At 55.3% G+C, this 18,730-nt stretch carries 18 protein-coding genes and 1 riboswitch; of the genes, 9 read left to right on the forward strand and 9 right to left on the reverse strand.

Going from position 1 to position 18,730, the window contains the following annotated elements:
• The 3 genes from ACOZKU_RS21810 to ACOZKU_RS21820 all read left to right on the forward strand — a co-directional run.
• Positions 1-444, forward strand: a 444-nt coding sequence (locus tag ACOZKU_RS21810) for an aminotransferase class III-fold pyridoxal phosphate-dependent enzyme (protein ID WP_421580655.1), incomplete at its 5' end; no start/stop codon positions are given.
• A 28-nt stretch (positions 445-472) separates the two neighbouring features.
• Complete coding sequence (gene argF / locus ACOZKU_RS21815) at positions 473-1,384, forward strand: ornithine carbamoyltransferase (RefSeq protein ID WP_314090177.1); 912 nt, start codon at positions 473-475, stop codon at positions 1,382-1,384.
• A gap of 196 nt (positions 1,385-1,580) precedes the next feature.
• A complete protein-coding gene (locus tag ACOZKU_RS21820) occupies positions 1,581-2,573 on the forward strand; it encodes an Hsp33 family molecular chaperone (protein WP_421580706.1) in 993 nt (330 codons plus the stop codon).
• 185 nt (positions 2,574-2,758) lie between these two features.
• On the opposite strand, the gene apaG is transcribed toward ACOZKU_RS21820, so the two are convergent.
• Together apaG and ACOZKU_RS21830 are read right to left on the reverse strand one after the other, a co-directional pair.
• Complete coding sequence (apaG, locus tag ACOZKU_RS21825; RefSeq protein ID WP_244761177.1) at positions 2,759-3,151, reverse strand: Co2+/Mg2+ efflux protein ApaG; 393 nt, start codon at positions 3,149-3,151, stop codon at positions 2,759-2,761.
• 124 nt (positions 3,152-3,275) lie between these two features.
• Positions 3,276-4,460 (reverse strand): O-succinylhomoserine sulfhydrylase, encoded by a 1,185-nt coding sequence (locus tag ACOZKU_RS21830; protein WP_421580656.1) that lies wholly within the window; start codon positions 4,458-4,460, stop codon positions 3,276-3,278.
• 43 nt (positions 4,461-4,503) lie between these two features.
• Positions 4,504-4,582, reverse strand: a riboswitch (SAM riboswitch).
• Between the two features lie 78 nt (positions 4,583-4,660).
• Here ACOZKU_RS21830 and ACOZKU_RS21835 point away from each other — a divergent pair.
• The 4 genes from ACOZKU_RS21835 to ACOZKU_RS21850 all read left to right on the forward strand — a co-directional run bounded on the left by ACOZKU_RS21835 (position 4,661) and on the right by ACOZKU_RS21850 (position 10,133).
• Positions 4,661-5,767, forward strand: coding sequence for a 2'-deoxycytidine 5'-triphosphate deaminase (locus ACOZKU_RS21835; protein WP_421580657.1), 1,107 nt, complete (start codon positions 4,661-4,663; stop codon positions 5,765-5,767).
• 93 nt (positions 5,768-5,860) lie between these two features.
• Positions 5,861-6,892 carry a LacI family DNA-binding transcriptional regulator gene (locus ACOZKU_RS21840; RefSeq protein WP_421580658.1) on the forward strand — a complete coding sequence of 344 codons (1,032 nt, stop codon included), beginning with the start codon at positions 5,861-5,863 and terminating at the stop codon, positions 6,890-6,892.
• 259 nt (positions 6,893-7,151) lie between these two features.
• Positions 7,152-9,200, forward strand: a complete 2,049-nt coding sequence (locus ACOZKU_RS21845) for a calcium-binding protein (RefSeq protein ID WP_421580659.1) — start codon at positions 7,152-7,154, stop codon at positions 9,198-9,200.
• 666 nt (positions 9,201-9,866) lie between these two features.
• Positions 9,867-10,133 (forward strand): hypothetical protein, encoded by a 267-nt coding sequence (locus ACOZKU_RS21850; protein ID WP_421580660.1) that lies wholly within the window; start codon positions 9,867-9,869, stop codon positions 10,131-10,133.
• An 88-nt stretch (positions 10,134-10,221) separates the two neighbouring features.
• Here ACOZKU_RS21850 and ACOZKU_RS21855 read toward each other — a convergent pair whose 3' ends face one another.
• The 7 genes from ACOZKU_RS21855 to ACOZKU_RS21885 all read right to left on the reverse strand — a co-directional run bounded on the left by ACOZKU_RS21855 (position 10,222) and on the right by ACOZKU_RS21885 (position 16,778).
• Positions 10,222-11,265: a SagB/ThcOx family dehydrogenase gene (locus ACOZKU_RS21855; RefSeq protein WP_421580661.1), complete on the reverse strand. Its 1,044-nt coding sequence runs from the start codon at positions 11,263-11,265 to the stop codon at positions 10,222-10,224.
• 633 nt (positions 11,266-11,898) lie between these two features.
• Positions 11,899-12,654 carry a helix-turn-helix domain-containing protein gene (locus ACOZKU_RS21860; RefSeq protein ID WP_421580662.1) on the reverse strand — a complete coding sequence of 252 codons (756 nt, stop codon included), beginning with the start codon at positions 12,652-12,654 and terminating at the stop codon, positions 11,899-11,901.
• A 690-nt stretch (positions 12,655-13,344) separates the two neighbouring features.
• Positions 13,345-13,545, reverse strand: coding sequence for a hypothetical protein (locus ACOZKU_RS21865; RefSeq protein ID WP_421580663.1), 201 nt, complete (start codon positions 13,543-13,545; stop codon positions 13,345-13,347).
• Between the two features lie 579 nt (positions 13,546-14,124).
• Positions 14,125-15,048 carry a hypothetical protein gene (locus ACOZKU_RS21870; protein ID WP_421580664.1) on the reverse strand — a complete coding sequence of 308 codons (924 nt, stop codon included), beginning with the start codon at positions 15,046-15,048 and terminating at the stop codon, positions 14,125-14,127.
• Positions 15,011-15,703: a hypothetical protein gene (locus tag ACOZKU_RS21875; protein WP_421580665.1), complete on the reverse strand. Its 693-nt coding sequence runs from the start codon at positions 15,701-15,703 to the stop codon at positions 15,011-15,013. Before ACOZKU_RS21875 ends, ACOZKU_RS21870 begins: the two co-directional genes overlap by 38 nt.
• 287 nt (positions 15,704-15,990) lie before the next feature.
• Positions 15,991-16,206, reverse strand: a complete 216-nt coding sequence (locus ACOZKU_RS21880) for a hypothetical protein (protein ID WP_421580666.1) — start codon at positions 16,204-16,206, stop codon at positions 15,991-15,993.
• Positions 16,207-16,235: 29 nt separating this feature from the next.
• Complete coding sequence (locus tag ACOZKU_RS21885; RefSeq protein ID WP_421580667.1) at positions 16,236-16,778, reverse strand: hypothetical protein; 543 nt, start codon at positions 16,776-16,778, stop codon at positions 16,236-16,238.
• Positions 16,779-17,475: 697 nt separating this feature from the next.
• Between ACOZKU_RS21885 and ACOZKU_RS21890 the strand changes: the two genes are divergently transcribed.
• Together ACOZKU_RS21890 and ACOZKU_RS21895 are read left to right on the forward strand one after the other, a co-directional pair.
• A complete protein-coding gene (locus tag ACOZKU_RS21890; RefSeq protein ID WP_421580668.1) occupies positions 17,476-17,664 on the forward strand; it encodes a hypothetical protein in 189 nt (62 codons plus the stop codon).
• A gap of 68 nt (positions 17,665-17,732) precedes the next feature.
• Positions 17,733-18,620, forward strand: a complete 888-nt coding sequence (locus ACOZKU_RS21895; RefSeq protein WP_421580669.1) for a hypothetical protein — start codon at positions 17,733-17,735, stop codon at positions 18,618-18,620.
• Positions 18,621-18,730 lie beyond the last annotated feature (110 nt).

An 18,730-nucleotide genomic window follows, 5' to 3' on the forward strand; every position in this document is an offset into this window, starting at 1 on the left:
GGGTTCCCGCTCGGCGCATGCCTTGCCACCAACGAGGCCGCCTCCGGCATGGTCGCCGGTACGCATGGCTCGACCTATGGCGGCAATCCGCTCGCCATGGCCGTCGGCAATGCCGTGCTCGACGTCGTGCTCGAAGACGGCTTCCTCGACCATGTGCGCGATGTCGCGCTCGTCTTCCGTCAGGGCCTTGCCGCCTTGAAGGATCGTTTCCCCGAGGTCATCGAGGACGTGCGTGGCGAGGGCCTGATGCTCGGCATCAAGGCGAAGATTCCCGTCGCCGAACTCCTTGCGGCCGTTCGCGCGGAAAAACTGCTGGGCGTGCCGGCTGGCGACAATGTGCTGCGGCTCCTGCCGCCGCTCACCGTCACCGCCGAGGAAGCACGCGAAGGGCTCGCCCGCATCGAGCGCGCAGCCGAAAAGCTGACGGCGGCGAAAGCCGCCTGATCAGAGACCGGGACAGACAGGATACATCATGGCCAAGCATTTCCTCGACCTTTCCGCCGTTTCGGAAAGCGATCTCCGCGTCATCATGGACGATGCGCACAAGCGCAAGGCAGCCAACAAGGCCGGCAAGGAAGAGCGACCGCTCGCCGGCAAGATGCTCGCGATGATCTTCGAGAAGCCTTCGACCCGCACGCGCGTCTCCTTCGATGTCGGCATGCGCCAGCTCGGCGGCGAGACGCTGTTCCTGTCGGGCACGGAAATGCAGCTCGGCCGCGCCGAGACGATCGGCGACACGGCCAAGGTGCTGTCGCGCTATGTCGATGCCATCATGATCCGCACGACGGACCACAATCGCCTGCTGGAGCTGGCCGAGCACGCCACCGTGCCCGTCATCAACGCGCTGACGGACCTGACGCATCCCTGCCAGATCATGGCCGACGTCATGACCTTCGAGGAGCATCGCGGCTCGGCCAAGGGCAAGACCTTCACCTGGACGGGTGACGGCAACAACGTGCTGCATTCCTTCGTCGAGGGCTCCGCCCGCTTCGGCTATACGATGAAGATGGCCGTGCCGATGGGCTCCGAGCCCGACGACAAGATCCTCAACTGGGCGCGTGACAATGGCGGCAACATCCTGCTCGGCCATGACCCGGAGGCGCTCGTCGATGGCGCCGACCTCATCGTCACCGACTGCTGGGTCTCGATGAACCAGGAACACCGCGCCCGCGGTCACAACATCTTCCAGCCCTATCAGGTCAACAAGACCTTGATGGCGCGCGCCAACAAGGATGCGCTCTTCATGCACTGCCTGCCGGCGCATCGCGGCGAGGAAGTGACGGACGAGGTCATCGACGGCCCGCAGTCCGTGGTCTTCGACGAGGCGGAAAACCGCCTGCACGCGCAGAAGTCGATCCTCGCCTGGTGCCTCGGCGCCGTCTGAGGCGCGTCTTGAAAAACCGTGCCGCCCGCACGATCTAGGGGCCATCACGAAGCGCCGGAAGGTGCTTTCTCTGGCGTATGCCCGCCCGGTATGGAATGATCGGGCTAGAGCGCGCTCAAATCACGGTAGAACGCCGGTCGAAAGCAGCCGGGCCCATGGCCCGGTGGCTTCCCGGTGTGCAAGGAGCAGAACGATGATGGCTGAAAGTGCCCTGAAACTCGGTGAAGTCGGCTTTGCCGGCGACGACCATGTCCTGCCGTTCCAGGTCGAAGGCCTGGATGTGCGCGGCCGTGCCGTGCAGCTTGGCCCGATGCTCGACACCATCCTCGGCCGGCACAACTATCCGGCCCCCGTCGCGCGCCTGCTGGCCGAAGCCATCACGCTCACCGTGCTGCTCGGCACCTCGCTGAAATTCGAGGGCAAGCTGATCGTCCAGACCAAGGGCGACGGCCCGGTCGACCTGCTGGTCGCGGATTTTTCAGCGTCGGAGAACGTGCGCGCCTATGCCCGTTTCGATCAGGACGCGCTCGACGCGGCGATCGGGGCCGGCGCAACGGAGCCGCACGAACTACTGGGCAAGGGCATTCTTGCCTTCACCATCGACCAGGGCGCGCATACGCAGCGCTACCAGGGCATCGTTCCGCTCGACGGCCATACGCTCGAAGAGATCGCCGGCGTCTATTTCCGCCAGTCGGAACAGATCCCGACCAAGGTGCGCCTTGGCGTCGCCGAACTCTATGACCGCGACGAGGCCGGTAAATCCCGCCATCGCTGGCGGGCCGGCGGCATGGTCGCGCAGTTCCTGCCGCAGGCGCCGGAGCGCATGCGGCAGGCCGACCTGCCGGGTGGTGACGGCGACGAGCCTGGGCAGAAGATCGCCGATGACGACACCTGGGCCGAAGCCAAGGCCATGGTCGAGACGATCGACGCCGACGAGCTGACGGATCCCAATGTCGGCACCGAACGGCTGCTGTACCGTCTCTTCCACGAGCGCGGCGTGCGCGTTTACGAACCGCAGCAGGTCTTCGACCGCTGCTCCTGCTCGCGCGAGAAGCTGAAGGGCGTTCTCGCCGGCCTCAGCGCCGACGACATCGCACACACGGCCGACGAGAAGGGCGAAATCGCGGTGACCTGCGAATTCTGCTCGACGACCTACCGCTTCGAAGCGGCGGAGGTTTTGCCGGAGTAAGGCAGCGTATGCCCTCATCCGGCTGCCGCCACCTTCTCCCCGCCTGCGGGGAGAAGAGAGGGATGCAAGGCCCCGCCTTGCGTCTACGAAAGTGATTTCAGGAAAACAGTGCGGCGATGTCCCTTCGCCCCGCTTGCGGGGAGAAGGTGACCGGCAGGCCGGATGAGGGGCAATCCACCCAATGCTCAATTCAGCGTGCGCGTCTGCCCCGGCGTATCCAGCGAAAAAGCGGGAATGGCGACGTCGAAGGCTTCGCCGTTTTCGGCTTCCATGCGGTAGCGGCCGAACATGATGCCGGACGGTGTCTCCAGCGGGCAGCCGGAGGAATATTCGTAGGTATCTCCGGGACGCAGCACGGGCTGCTCGCCGATGACGCCGGGTCCGTTGACCTCGTCCACCTGGCCGTTCTGGTCGGTGATGTTCCAGTAGCGCGTCACGAGGCGAACGGCGATGTCGGAGTGGTTGGAAATGACGACCCTGTATCCCCAGACATAACGGCTGTCGTCGGGATCGGACTGATCGGCCAGATAATACGGCTCGACGGTCACTTCGATGTCGCGGGTCAGCGCACGATACATAGGCAAGCCTTGAACTGATTAGGTCCTGCTATTGTACAGGATTATGGTTTCGTCAAGGATAAGCAAAGAAGCACCGGCTTTGTCGGCCGGTGCCTCCGTATTTGTCCGTTCTCGCGTGCGAAAATCAGGCCTGGACCTTGGAAAGCGCCCGCGCGAAATCTTCGAGCAGATCGTCGCTGTCCTCGATGCCGGCCGAGAAGCGCACGGTGCCGGCGGACATGCCGAGCTCGGTGCGGGCCTCGTCCGTCAGGTTCTTGTGCGTCGTCGTTGCCGGATGCGTGATCAGGCTCTTGGCGTCGCCGAGATTGTTGGAAATCTTCACGACCTCCAGCGCATCCTGCAACGCGAAGGCCGCGTCCTTGCCACCCTTCATTTCGAAGCACACCAGCGTCGAGCCCCCGGTCATCTGCTTGGCGATGATATCGGCCTGCGGATGGTCCTTGCGGCCGGGGTAGATCACGCGCGCGATCTGCTTCTGGTCGGCGAGGAAATCGGCGATGCGGCTCGCATTCTCCGTCTGCTGCTTGACGCGCAACGGCAGCGTCTCGATGCCCTTCAGCAGCGTCCAGGCATTGAACGGCGACATGGCCGGGCCGGTGTGGCGGAAGTAATCGTGCAGGTTCTCGTCGATCCACTCTTTGTCCGAAAGCACGACGCCGCCGAGGCAGCGGCCCTGGCCATCGATATGCTTGGTGGCGGAATAGACAACGACGTGCGCGCCCAGTTCCAGCGGCTTCTGGAAGAGCGGGGTCGCAAACACGTTGTCGACGACGACCTTGGCGCCGATCTGGTTGGCAAGCTTCGCGACGCCGGCGATGTCGATGACTTCGAGCGTCGGGTTGGTCGGGCTTTCCAGGAAGAAGACCTTGGTGTTCTTCCGGATCGCGCCTTCCCAGTTGGCGAGGTCGCGGCCGTCGATCAGCGTGCATTCGATGCCGTATTTCGGCGCAAGCGTCTCGACCACCCAGCGGCAGGAGCCGAAGAGCGCGCGGGCGGCGACGATATGATCGCCGGCCTTCAGCTGGCAGAGGATCGCGGCGGAGACGGCGGCCATGCCGGATGCCGTGGCGCGCGCGTCTTCCGCGCCTTCCAGCATGCACATGCGCTTTTCGAACATGTCGTTGGTCGGGCTGCCGTAGCGGGCATAGATGAAACCGTCCGTCTCGCCCTTGAAGCGGGCTTCGGCCGCCGCAGAGGTGTCATAGACGAAACCCTGCGTGAGGAAGATCGCCTCGGCGGTTTCGCCGTGCTGGGAGCGGGTGGTTCCGCCGTGAACGAGTTGAGTGGCTGGGCGCCAGGACTTGCTCATGTGATCGTTGCCTTCAAACAAAAAAACCGGCCGCAAAAGCAGGCCGGTTTCGAACCCGGCCTTTTTAGCTACTTGTTTAACGTGGCTGCAAGCCGACCGGCCAAATCACCACGGGATAATCTGCTAATACTGCGCGCCCGCGCTTGCGTCAATTGCCGGCATTTGGTTTTGTGCGAACCCTCTGACAGGACGGGATTATCATGGCTTCTGCGACGCGCAGCACGGGCATTCTGGCGGACAACGCCATCAGCGGCTTGTTCGACAGCGGACGGCTGAAGAGCGAAGCCGCGCTGGATGCGGACCAGATCCAGCCGGCAAGCCTCGACCTGCGTCTCGGTGCCAAGGCGTTTCGCGTGCGCGCCAGCTTCCTGCCGGGGCCGTCGCATCTGGTCGCCGACAAGCTCGACCGGCTGCAGCTCCATGTCATCGATCTCTCCGAAGGTGCCGTGCTGGAAACCGGCTGCGTCTATATCGTGCCGCTGATGGAAAGCCTCGATCTGCCGGAAGACCTCGCAGCTTCCGCGAACCCAAAGAGCTCCACCGGCCGCCTCGATATCTTCACCCGCGTCATCACCGATCGCGCGCAGGAGTTCGACAAGATCCCGGCCGGCTATTCCGGCCCGCTCTACCTCGAAATCTCGCCGCGCACCTTCCCCATCGTCGTACGCCGCGGCTCGCGCCTGTCGCAGATCCGTTTCCGCAAGGGCAAGGCCCTGCTGGACGAGACCGAGCTCTTGGCGCTGCATGGGTCCGATACGCTGGTCGCCAGCGAGACGCCGAACGTCTCGGGCGGCGGCATCGCGCTTTCGATCGATCTTAAGGGCACCGGCCCGGAGGGCCTGATCGGTTATCGCGGGAAGCATCACACCTCCGTCGTCGATGTCGACCGCAAGAACCAGCACGACATCTTCGATTTCTGGGAGCCGCTGTTCAGCCGGGGCCGCAACGAGCTGATCCTCGATCCCGATGAGTTCTACATCCTCGTCTCGCGCGAAGCCGTGCATGTGCCGCCGCTCTATGCGGCCGAAATGACGCCCTTCGATCCGTTGGTCGGCGAGTTCCGCGTGCACTACGCCGGCTTCTTCGATCCCGGCTTCGGCCATGCGCCGGCCGGCGGCTCGGGCAGTCGCGCGGTGCTGGAAGTGCGCAGCCATGAAGTGCCCTTCATCCTTGAGCACGGCCAGATCGTCGGCCGCCTCGTCTATGAGCACATGCTCGATGCGCCGGAAGGCCTCTATGGCTCCGGCCTCGGCTCGAACTATCAGGCGCAGGGCCTGAAGCTCTCCAAGCATTTCCGCGCCGGCTGACCCCGGCGTTCGGGCGCTTTACATTAAAGTTAAACGTTTTTATTGTGCGGTGAGCCGCGCTTCTTTGCGGCGCCACGGCGAGACGGGCTTTTTATGTCAAGACCCACGATCAAGACCATCGCGCAGGAGACCGGCCTTTCGATCGCCACCGTATCGAAGGCGCTGAACGACAGCCCGCAGGTGCGGCCGGAAACCCGCGCCCTCGTCGTGGCCGCTGCCGAACGCGTCGGCTATCAGCTCAACATGCATGGCGTTCAGCTGCGTACGGGAAAGACCTATCAGGTCGCGGCGATCATGACGGCGCCCGGTCCCAAGCAGAACGAATGGGAGGGCGTCGAATATGCCCAGCTGCTCAGCGGCATCTCCTGGGCGCTGGAGGACAGTCCCTTTCGCGTCTCGCTCTATGCCGTGCGCTCCTTCGAGGAGAGCATCGCCACGATCCGCCAGATCGTTTCGCTGAAGAAAGCCGACGGCATCATCGTGTCGGGCACCCATGCCGACGATCCGCGCGTGCGCCTCATGCAGGAGGCGGATTTCCCCTTCGTCACCTACGGCACGACGATCCACAACGCCCCGCACGCCTATGTGGATGCCGACAATGAGCAGATGATCCGCCTGTCGGTGGCGCGCCTCGCCGAGCGCGGCCACAGCCGCATCGCGCTGATCAACCCGATGGCGGACCTCAGCTATTCGCTGACCCGCTTGGAAGCCTACCGCCAGGCCCTCGATATCGCCGGCCTGGCCTTTGATCCGGCGCTCACCGCCCACGGCCACCTCACGCCCGCCTTCGGCCGCGAAAACGTGCTGCACATGTCGGGCCTTCCAAACCCGCCGACCGCCTATATTTGCGCCAACGAAGCCTCAGCGCTGGGCGCCTTCTCCGGTTTCCATGCCCGCGGCCTCGTGCACGGCCGCGACGCCGTGATCAACGCCACCGACGACCTGAACGTCAGCCAATACTTCGCCCCGCCCATCACCACCTATTTCCTACCGATCCACGAACCGAGCGAAATGCTCGGCCGCTACATTCTGCGCCGCATGGAAGGGGAAGCGCCGGAGGCGCTGCAGACGCTGATCATGCCCAAGCTGATCGAGCGGTCGGATGATCGGCTGGTGAGAAACTAGAGAACGAAATCGAACTTGCCGAAGGCTTTATGGCTTAGACGCCTCTGAAGTCGATGTGGCCAACAGGAGGCAGGCTATTCCTTGCCGATTAACGCGTGATATACGCGACTCGGCTGGTTTCGCTCTCGTATGCAGTTGAAACACCCTCTGCGGATTACCTTTGTTTAAAAAAATTTCCTTCCGGATTCTAGTCAAGCCGATGTCGTTTTGCTACTTAGAATTGATCTTTCTGGTTGATTAGAGCAAGAATAGGGTTGTGATGAATTTTGTAGCTTCCGCACAAGGCACCAGCGGCAACGATGAAATTACCGCGCATGCTGGCGAGATCGTCGATGGTGCGGCAGGCGACGATCTTATAAGGGGCACAACAGGCGCAACTATGCGCGGCGGGCTTGGTTTTGATACGCTCGTATTCAGCGCCAAGGGATATCTGGAGAGTATCACTTTTGATGTTGGAAAGCAGCGTCTTGGCGATGTCGCCTTGCAGCCTGGAACATTCATTTCCGGCTTCGAAAAGTTCGAATTCACTTTTGGGAGCGGTGATGACGCCCTTGATATTCGAGGAGCGACTTTCGGGAAAGATTATAAGTCGGGCAGTTATTTTTCAGGGAGCACGGGCAAAGATACCGTTTTTATCGATCATCTCGCCACCGGGTTTGCTTCCATCCAGGGTTTCGAGGTTCTTCAAGCTGATTTTTCGAAGCTTAACACTGCCGTAAACTGGAATGGCTCGACTATCGAATTCGGTGGCTTTAGCGGCATACTCTGGAACGTGAAGAGCATGTTCATCAAGGGTGGCAGCGGGAACGATGTTTTTACGAACGCCAACCTCGGTGGCGCTATTGAAATCTACGGTGGTGCAGGCAATGACCGGATGGGTTGGGCCAGCAACGAAGACCCGCATAAAAACACGATTTTTGACGGCGGCCCGGGCAATGACATTATTTCTGGATATCTTTCCACAACTGTTAGAGGTGGGGCAGGAATAGACCACATAGGGTTGTCCTTCGATACGGTCCGCACCAATATCTATTTCAAGGTGTCCTCTCAGCTGTCATCTGAGATAACGCTACCAAATAATACAAAAATCAGTGGTTTTGAGCACTTTTCCATGGCGTTCGGTCGTGGCGATGACACGCTGGATGTCCGGGGAATGAATTTGTCTCCCACGTTCTACATGGGAGGACGAAAGGAAAACGCTCAAAGTATGTTTGGCGGCGGTTACGGTGTCGACACCGTCGTTATTGATTCAAAGACAAGAGGGTCGTTCTCTCTTATGAATTTTGAGATGCTTCGGGCGAATTTCTCTGATGTTAAATCGGATATTTCGGTGGAAAATGGCGGAACTATTCGGTTCTCTGGATTTATATTCGATGGCGGTGTTTTTAATTCAGTGGATATTGTAGCCGGATCTGGTCAGGACAACCTTGACGGATCATGGAAAAATGATCGCTTAAATGGCGGTGCAGGTAACGATTACATCACTGGAATGGATGGCGACGATGTCCTGATTGGCGGCTTGGGGCGTGACGTTCTTGAGGGAGGATCGGGAAATGACACCTATATCCTCGATAAGTATGACCGAATTTACGAAAATACAGATGATGGGATCGACACTGTAAAAATTGGCATTTCCTATACGCTGCAGGATGGCTTCGAGAATCTTACTTTGCTTGGGCGGGCAAGCATAAACGCGACCGGGAATGCGCTGCGAAACGTCATCATCGGAAATAGTGGTGACAACATCATTGATGGTATGGAAAACATAGATACGATGGATGGCCGAGGCGGCAACGACGCCTACTATGTCGATTCTGCAGGCGATATCATTGTTGAAGCGAAAGGAAATGGTTTTGATCGTGTTATCACCTCCGTGAGTTACACGCTGAGTGCCGGAGTAGAGGTGGAAAGCCTCTACGCTAGTTCGGACTCTCCGGCCAAAAAGATCAAGCTTACCGGGAATGAGTTCGGGCAAAAGCTCTTCGGCAATGCGGCTGCAAATGTGATTAATGGCGGTGCTGGTAAAGATTGGATAGACGGAGGTAAGGGCAGTGACACCCTTATCGGCGGTAGGGATGCCGATAGCTTCGTGTTTAACAAGGGCTATGGCCAGGACAGGATCGAGGATTTCGAAGATAATGTCGATAATATCGACCTGCGTTCCTATAATTTCGCGTCAATCAAGTCGGTAATCAGCAAGGCCGTTCAGGTCGGAGATGACGTCCACATCAAGCTTGGCGGCACCGATATTATCATGCTGAGCGATTTCAGGCTGAAAGATCTCGATGCGCGCGATTTTCTGATTTGATGCGTGGGCCTGTGTGAACGGGCCGACTTCATCGATGCAGATTGACCTGTATTGCCTCAGAAAAGGTGGGGTTGACGTGTGTCAAGCGAAGGCCCGCACGCTCCTCCGCTTGACACACCCCGCGAACTGTTGAATGACTGCGGCCTCGGCGCCGCCTGCGGGTATGATGTAATGGTAGCCTGTCGGCTTCACAAGGCTACTCGCAATGGTTGTATAAGCTGGCTGTAATCACATATTTACAAATATGATCAGTGATTTAAGAGCGTTCCTGCTTGCGAATTTCCTCGGAATTTTTGCCAGCGAGCAGCACAGAAATCGCACCAGTTCTCGAAAGGAACGGACCTTCTGTAAGCCGATGTTTACGAAATGGTCTCGCGCATGGTCGTAATGAATTGCAGCGCACCCGAGTGGCACCAGGAACCGCCCACCTCGTTCCAGCATGGTCTTCCAAATGAACGGTCGTCATTTGAGACCAATTCCGGGCGAGGGTGCTGACCAAATTCCTCGATTTTCCAGAGCGATTTAAATCGCGTTTTTGAAAATGCCTACGGTCGTGTTCAAGTCAGGTCTGATTTGAGATTTATTCCTCCCCCGCCGCATCTCGATCCGCGTTGTCTAACCCGGTGACAAAATGGATCCTCGTCTCACCGAACAAGGAGAGGCGACATGACCAAGGCAAAACCGACCGCAACCGTTCCGACCGACAAGGCTGTCATCGCAGTAGCGATCGCGGAAGGACGGAAAATGATCGAGGCTGGAAAATCCAAAATCGATACCGCCCTAGCGATTTACGAAAAGCTTGAAGGCATGGAGCAGGACGTGATCGTCAAAGCGTTCATCGAGGGCGCAGCACTGACGGAAAAGGGTGCTCTCACTTATTGGTACAACTGCCGTAGGCGCCTTGCGAAAGAGCGACGTAGTAAAGTGCGATAGTGTGCATGAATATGTCGAGGACGATGAGACGGATTGTTGGGGCAGAAACTGGTGAGTTGTGCCCACCGCACCAAGCGCGTCATCTCGTTTACAGCCCTGAGGGATATCCCAGCGTTAAAGCGTATATAGGTGCATGTGTAGGGTTGTTGAGCCCAAGCAGGCTTCCAATCCATGAGTGCCGTAGCGCTGCGGTTGGACAAGCAGTTAGTCCATGTTGTGTAGCGGCTAACATCACATTTTGGCCGATATGTCCGGCTTCGATCATGACAACTCTATATGCGTTTGCGTCGGCATATTTCCACATAGTCCGATCTAGATGTGCACATAGGAGTACCATACAAGGCATGGTCTCGGCCCATTCTTGGCCACCTACCAATTCTGAAAAGGGCGGAGTAGCTCCTGGGAGGCAGCATTCCAGTGAGTGCTCCTTGGCCGAATAGTGGTAAATTCCTTCTGCAAGACCTTCTACTTGGCGCACCAATACATAAGCCTCATAAGGATTGCGTGCGCCGCCTGAAGGGGTCATTCCAAGCGGAAGCTTACCCACGCAATTTTGCGTTTCGCCAGTGATGCCCATACCGGCATAGAGGCATTCCGATAGGATTGCCAGCGGAATGGCTTGGTCTCTGCCCTGGCGCCTAGTGCGTCGTGCTTCCATCAGGCCCAAAAGCGAACTTGTTCCGCTTGCCTTAGGAAGTGCAATGGCGCGCTCCGGGCTATTCAAATGAAAGAGACTAATGGCTCCATGACTTGCAAGTTTTTGACGTTGCATGCCTTCTGCCTGGTCAAGCGAGATGAATTCAGGATCTTGAACAGTGAAATGCATCAACGCGGTTGGCAGACCCCACTTCCAATGCTGCTCGACAGCATTCTCTCGCTCAGCCAGAGGATCACCTTCGCGGACGAGAACGGACATATCTAGAAGAGAGTCGATTGTTTCACGGAGTTCGGGCCAGGAAAACTCCGGAACGAGTTTTCGCACCTGTTTTAGGGGTATCCAATCCGGGATTTTTCGGAGAAAGCCAAGAAGGTCATAGCTGCATTCGAAAACCCTCTTGGTGAGGAAGTTGCAAGCTATCAGCTGGTCGCCTTCAGGCTGGAAAACTAGCGTTCTAGAAGACCTTATTCTCATAGTAGTGGCCCGTCGCGTGGGCGGCGACGGGCCCTCCCCGACTATTCAGCGCGGTACATCATCCCAGGGCTGACGAAGTTCGGCTTCGTTTTGACCGGGGTGACAGAGAGGTTGGGCTTCGACTGCGACGGCTTCGTGGATTGGGTCTTCATCGTCATCCTCTTTGTAGTTGTGAGCGGGCTACAGCCGCTAGGAAACGATGTGCGTTATTTCAAAATAATTCGTTAAAAGGTAAATATTAAATCCGGCAGTCTAAAGTATATATTGAGCTGATCTGACACAAGAAACGAATATATCTGACTTAAATTGGAATTATCAAATATTTAATTACGTTAAGACTACGTTTCAATACAATTGAGGCCGGAATCTGGCGATTCTTTTATATGGAGGGTGCGATGGAAGGCGACTATTGGGCAAAGACGTACGGGCGATATGCCAAAAATCAAAAACAATCCTCAAATATAGAGAGTGTTGAGTGTCTCCCGCTTCGCGCGCTCGTGGCACTCTTGGATAGTCAAATACCGAAGTTCGCAGACGATGAGGCATCGGACCTGCAATACCTGTTGAGAATGGCAAGGAGTGAAGCGGCAGATATGCTTGCTCGAGAGTACCGGATTCAACGCAAGGACGTGCCTAGTCAGGAATATCCCGCTTCACCCACTCAACCAGCTCACGTCGCATCTGGGGAATAAAGTCCCGGACAAGGTGCGGCACCAACGGGTCATTTAATGGGCGAGCCTGGGCGAATTTAATAGCAGTCCGCAATGATGTGGTTGTTGGAAGCGGATGCATTACGACCGCTGAAAATGAGGGGCCTGCATGGGTCAGAACCAAAGCATGCCCCCCTAACAGGGGGGCAGCGACGGGTAGCCATCGTAGCCGCATCAACGTAGGCTCATGCTGTCCACCTTGATTTGCTGCCACGAAAGAGAGGACGTTTAGTCGCTCGACCACTAGCCCTTTGTGGTCGCCGCGAAAGCGAGACCAATACGTGTCTCGTTTTGCACCCCACCCGGTAAGCCGTCTGAATACAGTGGTGCTTCCAGCCCGTGCAACGACCAACACGGACATAAACAGTTGGTCCATCGTTCCCGGCACAGTAAAATAGACATGATATAAACCTTGAGAGATAGAGGCGATTGGCTCCTCTAGGAGCGGGCTCATTGCCAGTCGAATTTCGGCACCGATTTGAATTTTGCTCGGCTGTGGCAAGTCAAATTTGAACTGTTCGGGCGGGAGAAACAGTGCGGCCTCGTCGATGCCAAAATGGTCTGCGATGTGCTTTCTTACCGCGGGGCTAGCTTCGCGCTCGCCGCTAAGATATTTTTCCAATTGAGCACGATGGATTTTCATCTCGCGTGCGGCCGCAGAAATGCTTCCTCTTGTCATACAGAGGCGCCTAAGGTTTAAAGCGAAATTCTCTCGTGCAGACATTTTGCCTTCTCGGACGGATTTGCCTCCCGTAAAAGCGTGGTATCCTCAGACGTAGCGAGCGAATATCCCTAAAATTATGGGGGATTTTTTTGGAAGTGGATTAGGCGGCAATTTGTTAAGTTGCGTCCTACCAAAATCCAAAAAGTGGAGACTTAGAATGGCCTCCTAGTAGGGTTTCTGCGTCTGTCGAAATAAAAAAATTTTACTCACTCTTGCATAATTAGTGCATTGACTTTTATGAATAAAGCTGGCGACAGTGCCGCACCTCCGTACACAGGTCTGATCATGCCGCAACGCTCCAAACATGACGCCGAAATACGAATGTCTATTGGCGTCGCAAGAGTTGCCTTGCGGGCGGGAAAGTCACCGGAGGAGGCGGTTCAAATGATTAAGGATCAACTACGGAGCAGAGAGGGAGCGGATGCTTCCCAAGCTTCAATCGTGTCACTTGAAAAGCCGCCGCACACTCCGCTGAGGCGAATAGAATAACAAATATCAGCCGAATCGGCATTTTGTGTATTTAAGTTTTCGCCTCAATCGCGACGTAGCACTGGTTTTTTTTAACAAGAGCATTGCCGCAGTTGTGCGGCCTTCTAGGAAGCACGCAAAGCTTTCTGGTTCATTGCCCTTTTTTCGAAAGAGCTGTTACGGTTGCGGTTTGCAGGCACCGCTTATAACATCAGACGCTTGTGCGTGGGCCATATCCAAGAGGTAGGTCAGCATAGAATCCACCCCCGCAACTTTTATCCGCAGCTCCTTCAGCATGGTCACCGTGTAGGCGAGGTTTTCTGCAGATGTAGGCGTTGGCGTCTTTGCTTGGCGACGAATTGCAGTGACTTCACTCATGATTGTTGCCCCTCAGGAAGTTAGCAAATCACAACCTCTACGGTAATTTCTGCCATTAGAATCGGCAAGAACTATTAATGATCCGTAAAATATTGCAACACTTATGCGAAGTCTACGAGAAAGTGCAACCTGAGGGAATGATTAACGTGATAAATTTTAACCTCGTTAAGTAAATTCGTTAAGGATATCAAAAAAGGCTCCTTGGCAGATACAACTCTACAACCAGGGTTGCCGAGAATCTTCCTTCGATCGGTACTCAAGAATTATTCAGTAGCACCTGCATCGAGTTCTACGGGCGCGGCATTAGCTTTTAGTGGAATCAAAAATTAGGAACCAGATTCGGTCAAACCGGGAAATCCGTAAATGTCCTATATGGGAGTGGGGAACCAAGAATTACGAGGCCATCACTACGTGATGACGTCGCTATGCTCCGAACCATTGTTCCTGTTATGATCTAAAATCCGTAAAAGTTCTATATGGGAGAGGGGAGAAAAGATTTACGGATTTCAAATTTCCATGCCCCAGACGGTAGGAAGGGGGCATGGAAAAAGTTCGAAAATCAGAGTGGGAAAGATACGTCTAGGCTGCAAGCTTCTCGGAAGATTTTGGAAGTTTTTCCATGGTTCCTTCCGGGAGAAAGAGTTCTATCTTGATCTCAGGATAAAAGTCCGATTTCAGTTTTAGCAGGGCTTCAATGACGTCGTCGGTATCGGGGGAGTTATTGGTTTCAAACGCTGCCTTCTTACCGTTGTCGATGTCACTGATTTTGCAAGGGATGCCGCAGGCATTTAGGCTTTCCATGAAAATCCCGTGCTTTAGCTTGTACTTGATGCGGATCGCATCGAAACCAGCTAAGCGCTGCTGATATGCACGCGTTATATCCTGCTTCAACCTTCCAATAGCTCCGTCTTGTTTTCTAATGTATTTAGATTTTGCGCTCGGTAGTGAACCCTTTGCAGTTCTAAGCTTCTCGAATATGAGAAAATCCTCTGTCAGCTTCAAGTTGTGCTTGTTTTTCTTGTCGTAGGTGTGCCAAGCCTCGCGCACTTGGTCGAACGCTGAATGGTCTTCAATAGGGACCGTATCGAAGGTGAGATGCTTGTATCGCTTGCCTTCGAATTCCACGTCGACATCGCGAATGTTCACCCGCCTCCGCTTCCAATCGAATTCCATCGACAGGCGTTTGTTGACAGTACGGTACACGAAGTCTGTGTCGTTCCTCACCATGTCTTTGATGCCAACGCCGGTCTTGTAGTCGATCTTCTGTTCGGGATGGCGATTTAAGAAAAGCTCGAATGTGGTGCTGTTTTCCTCGCGAAGGTTGAACAACGCGTTGGTTTTTATGCCACCTTTCTGGAGAACGATGCCGTTGTCACCGTCACCGGGCTTCAAGGTTGCAGACCCTCGGGTGCGCCATCCGAGAGGCTGACGAACCACATGCTTGATTTCCAGGGGTGGTTTGTCATCAAGCTGACCGCGTGCATCGCTGAACGCCTTGAACAAGTCGCCGGTCGTTGCCTGCTGGCTGGTGTTTCCGCTCGGTGTATGTCTTTATGTTCTTGGCAATATTCTCTGGACGAAAATACCGATCTCGCTCTTGTCCAAACTCCAGCAACTGATCGCCACTTCCACCTTGGTTGACCGGTAGGTCACCAAGTGTCCCGTAGGGATGAATAATGTTTATGGATTTTACTATCTCGTCTGCATGCCCGATGTTCATGCGATATGCAGCGGCGATTTGATGGCGCAGATAATGTTCGATACACCGATCGTAATTGAAACAGATAATGCTGATATTGTTTCCGATTTTTCCCGGGTCTTTTACGCCATCGACCAAAATGCGGAAAAAGTGTCCGAGCCATGTGTCATCCGGGTTTGTGAGACTCTTTCCGGTTGAGTTTATGGCCTTCGACCTCGGGTATTCTCGAAGGTTATTCCACTTATCGGGAAATAGGCTGCTCTCTCGTTCGGCCTTCGCAATCTTCAAAGCGATGAGCATCTTCCCTACAAGCGGTATAAACTCGTCGTCACTAAATCGGTCAATGAAGGCGTCAATGCTAACCGCTGTGTGAATACCATCGTGGATGGTCTTTGCAGCCTTTAACGGTTCCTCACGATCTGACGCTTGCGACCACAGCCGACCGAAGGTTTCGTACATCGTTGGATCGCCCACTATTGGGTCTCGTCCCCCGAAGTTTCGAAGCAATGCGCTTTTACGAATAGACTGTGCAAGTTCGCTGCCCACAGGCATCCCGAATTCGGCACTCGCGCCAGCGCCGATAACGAACGTCGTGTTATTTCTGAATGGCACGGAGCAATCTCTGATCAGTTATAGCCGTAGTACCCAAGCAAGGCCTTCTCGAGGAGAGAGCCCGCAGCACCAAGGCTAACAGCCCACGCACCGGCACCGGCCTTACCCATCATCTTAGTAACCCACTTGTTGACCTAAGGGCCGAACTTCTTTTCAGCCTCGATCCTCGGCTCATCGATAAGAGCGGCTTCCAACTCGATAAAGTCTGCATCATCGACGCCGTGGCTAGCGAGAGCCTGACGGAGTTCCTGCACGTTGCCATGGTTTACGGTGATATTGACCGTGCTGTTCTCTGCATTGCCCGCCACGCCGACATTGCCGTGGATCGTGTTGTAATAGATATTGCTCACTACCTTCTCCACTTCTGGGGCTTTCGTTGTTAGACCGTCGATCTCTCCCGCATTCGGGTATCGTTCTTAAGCGCCAGCACGAAGTCGAGAACTCGACTGCGCACTGCATCAACTATTCCGACAACCAACGCAGCAGATATCTCACCCCAAAACGAAAAGAGGCTCACGCCCTCATTCATCTCTCGTTCGATGAGAGGAAGATAGTTGTCGAAATTAAGCCTGCATGTCCCGCTGTCACCGAGTTGATCCGGTAGGATTGTCCCAATCGCTTGCCGGCACTTGAAGGTGGAGACCTCTTTGTTCTTCGCCGCTCGCTCGACTACCAACTGAGCAATCGGCATGTTGTTATACTGCGCAGCGATGGTCGCGCCGCTTGCTTTGAAAGCGATACCCATGGTGCGATACTTCGGCACCTCGACATCAGCCGGGTAGCCGTGAAGTTCGTGCCGCACCCAATCCTCAAGCAGATCGCTGTCGATGTTGGAGGCCAACACTAGCACCTTGCGGAGAAGGGTCGCGACTGGGGTCGTGTCGGAAAGAGCGTCGTTTTGAATCTCGGTAAGCAAACCCATGCCCGGTGTCCTTCTGTCCACTCGCAATTTAGGCGCTCAAGCGAACTTTAAGAAGAGTTCAATTCTAGAATTCAACGCTTTATTGCAGAATATTGTCATCAGGTACGTGATGAACCATTGCGTAGAAGCCACCGGAATATATGGCGTTGCGGTAGACCTAGGCGCCTGAGCGACGTTTCTTGGCGAACGCCTACAGAAGGTTCAAGCATTTATAATCTTCACGCTCATAGGCTTCATTCTTGCACTAGGCCTGTTTGGCGATCGCACGAGCCTGAATGAGACCATCCGTTTTATCCGTAACTGGATTAATGGGTTCGTTTTGGTCCTCGCTGTCGCGGCCGTCATTGTGCGGGTATATATCTCGCTAGGCATCAACGCGTGATCCACATAACTCGCCGGATCTAGGAATCTAGTCCTTGACTCAATTCGCCATGCGAACATAATAAGAACATCCATCTGCTGACGAACAACCGCTTGCTATGCTCGCATAAGAGAACGGCGATATGCGCCCAATCGCTAAACCCGATGAACCACTAGGGCCAGTCGATGAAGCCCTTGCTTGGCACCAAGGCGATGCCAGGGCGACCATTGCAACGCTCATCGCTGACTGCGGTCATCTACGCGAGCAACTGGCTATCACGGATCGAGCAGTTAGCCGGGGCTTCACTCGTGGCTGGAAGCCTTCGCCGGACCGAGAATGATCGACCGCAAGGCTGGTATAGTGCGGGAGCTTTATGCGGTTGAGCAGCCGATTGACCTCTATCAGTTTGGTCCTGCGCTTGTTGCGGCCGGATACACCGAGCAGGCCATCGTCAGCGCACTGGCAGCCTCGTCTATGAAAAGCGTCTCAAATATGCTGGTGGAAACCGAGAGAGTTGCAAGATGAAACGAGAGTTACCAAAGACCATAACTCGACAGCAGTCTTGGGAGCGGAACTACGAGAAGAACCGCTATATGCACAATCTTTCACTACCGGACCTCAGTGCTCGCCATGACGTGTTAACTAACAATATCACGACGCTCGTCGCGAAAGAGGGAAAACTTCTTATTTCGCCGGTCCCATACCAGGAAGATCCCAAGTGGATTGAACTGTATACGCACTGCCTGCACGAACTTCGTTTGCGGAGAATCCCGTTTCCGGGGCCATTCAACGCGAATGGCGACGGCTTTTTAAAGAATCTTGACCTAGAGACCCGGCGAGCCGTCTTTCTACGGCTTGAAATCACCAAGGGCCTCTTCAAGTTAGGTAAGAAGCATCACCTTGCTGATCTACGGACGAATGGAAAGTTAAGGCTGACGCCGGCCACTGTTTACGGAAAAGGCGGCTACGGTTACGCCGTTGATGACGACGAGATTAACAAATACATCGAACTCAATCACGGGAATAGCGTGATCCCGTCTCTTCTCGACGGGATCAACCTTCATGAGATCGCGCGATACAACATTCGGTTACCAATTAAGGCACCCACCGACTACTACCTTTTTTCGATGTCGAACACGTTTCGATATCGCCACGTTTTTGATTTCCACTACAATGGCGCGTTACAGATCGATAACCGTGCTGCATTTATATCGAGGGTGAGAGAAGGCGTAAAAAGCCATTTCGGCAAAGATGTCGAGGTCCATGAAATCAATGTGACTTATGTCGATCCTCTTCGGCCTATCAACCAAAAATACGTGGCCATGAGCATGAAGCATATTAAGTTTGCCTATCAGACAGAGTTTCGCTTCTGCCTCGTCCCCCGCTCACCCAACCTAGATCTGGGCGACGTTGTTACGATCGATATCGAGCCGCTGGAAGACATCTCGCACATCATCGATTTCGAGGAACTGGCGGCATAAAAGTCACGAAGTCGCCCCCTGTTTCATCGACAAATTCGACTTCGCCACAGCCCTCCAGTTCATGGCCGTTAGCGGACAACTCAGTGATCAACTTGACCATTGACGGGCTT

This window comes from Shinella sp. M31 (assembly GCF_049199205.1).
GTDB lineage: Bacteria > Pseudomonadota > Alphaproteobacteria > Rhizobiales > Rhizobiaceae > Shinella.

Excerpts from the sequence above, each read along its gene's own strand:
- argF (WP_314090177.1), top strand. The coding sequence starts at position 473 with ATGGCCAAGCATTTCCTCGACCTTTCCGCCGTTTCGGAAAGCGATCTC.
- ACOZKU_RS21820 (WP_421580706.1), top strand. The coding sequence starts at position 1,581 with ATGGCTGAAAGTGCCCTGAAACTCGGTGAAGTCGGCTTTGCCGGCGAC.
- apaG (WP_244761177.1), bottom strand. The coding sequence starts at position 3,151 with ATGTATCGTGCGCTGACCCGCGACATCGAAGTGACCGTCGAGCCGTAT.
- ACOZKU_RS21830 (WP_421580656.1), bottom strand. The coding sequence starts at position 4,460 with ATGAGCAAGTCCTGGCGCCCAGCCACTCAACTCGTTCACGGCGGAACC.
- ACOZKU_RS21835 (WP_421580657.1), top strand. The coding sequence starts at position 4,661 with ATGGCTTCTGCGACGCGCAGCACGGGCATTCTGGCGGACAACGCCATC.
- ACOZKU_RS21840 (WP_421580658.1), top strand. The coding sequence starts at position 5,861 with ATGTCAAGACCCACGATCAAGACCATCGCGCAGGAGACCGGCCTTTCG.
- ACOZKU_RS21845 (WP_421580659.1), top strand. The coding sequence starts at position 7,152 with ATGAATTTTGTAGCTTCCGCACAAGGCACCAGCGGCAACGATGAAATT.
- ACOZKU_RS21850 (WP_421580660.1), top strand. The coding sequence starts at position 9,867 with ATGACCAAGGCAAAACCGACCGCAACCGTTCCGACCGACAAGGCTGTC.
- ACOZKU_RS21855 (WP_421580661.1), bottom strand. The coding sequence starts at position 11,265 with ATGAGAATAAGGTCTTCTAGAACGCTAGTTTTCCAGCCTGAAGGCGAC.
- ACOZKU_RS21860 (WP_421580662.1), bottom strand. The coding sequence starts at position 12,654 with ATGACAAGAGGAAGCATTTCTGCGGCCGCACGCGAGATGAAAATCCAT.
- ACOZKU_RS21865 (WP_421580663.1), bottom strand. The coding sequence starts at position 13,545 with ATGAGTGAAGTCACTGCAATTCGTCGCCAAGCAAAGACGCCAACGCCT.
- ACOZKU_RS21875 (WP_421580665.1), bottom strand. The coding sequence starts at position 15,703 with ATGTACGAAACCTTCGGTCGGCTGTGGTCGCAAGCGTCAGATCGTGAG.
- ACOZKU_RS21885 (WP_421580667.1), bottom strand. The coding sequence starts at position 16,778 with ATGGGTTTGCTTACCGAGATTCAAAACGACGCTCTTTCCGACACGACC.
- ACOZKU_RS21890 (WP_421580668.1), top strand. The coding sequence starts at position 17,476 with ATGATCGACCGCAAGGCTGGTATAGTGCGGGAGCTTTATGCGGTTGAG.
- ACOZKU_RS21895 (WP_421580669.1), top strand. The coding sequence starts at position 17,733 with ATGCACAATCTTTCACTACCGGACCTCAGTGCTCGCCATGACGTGTTA.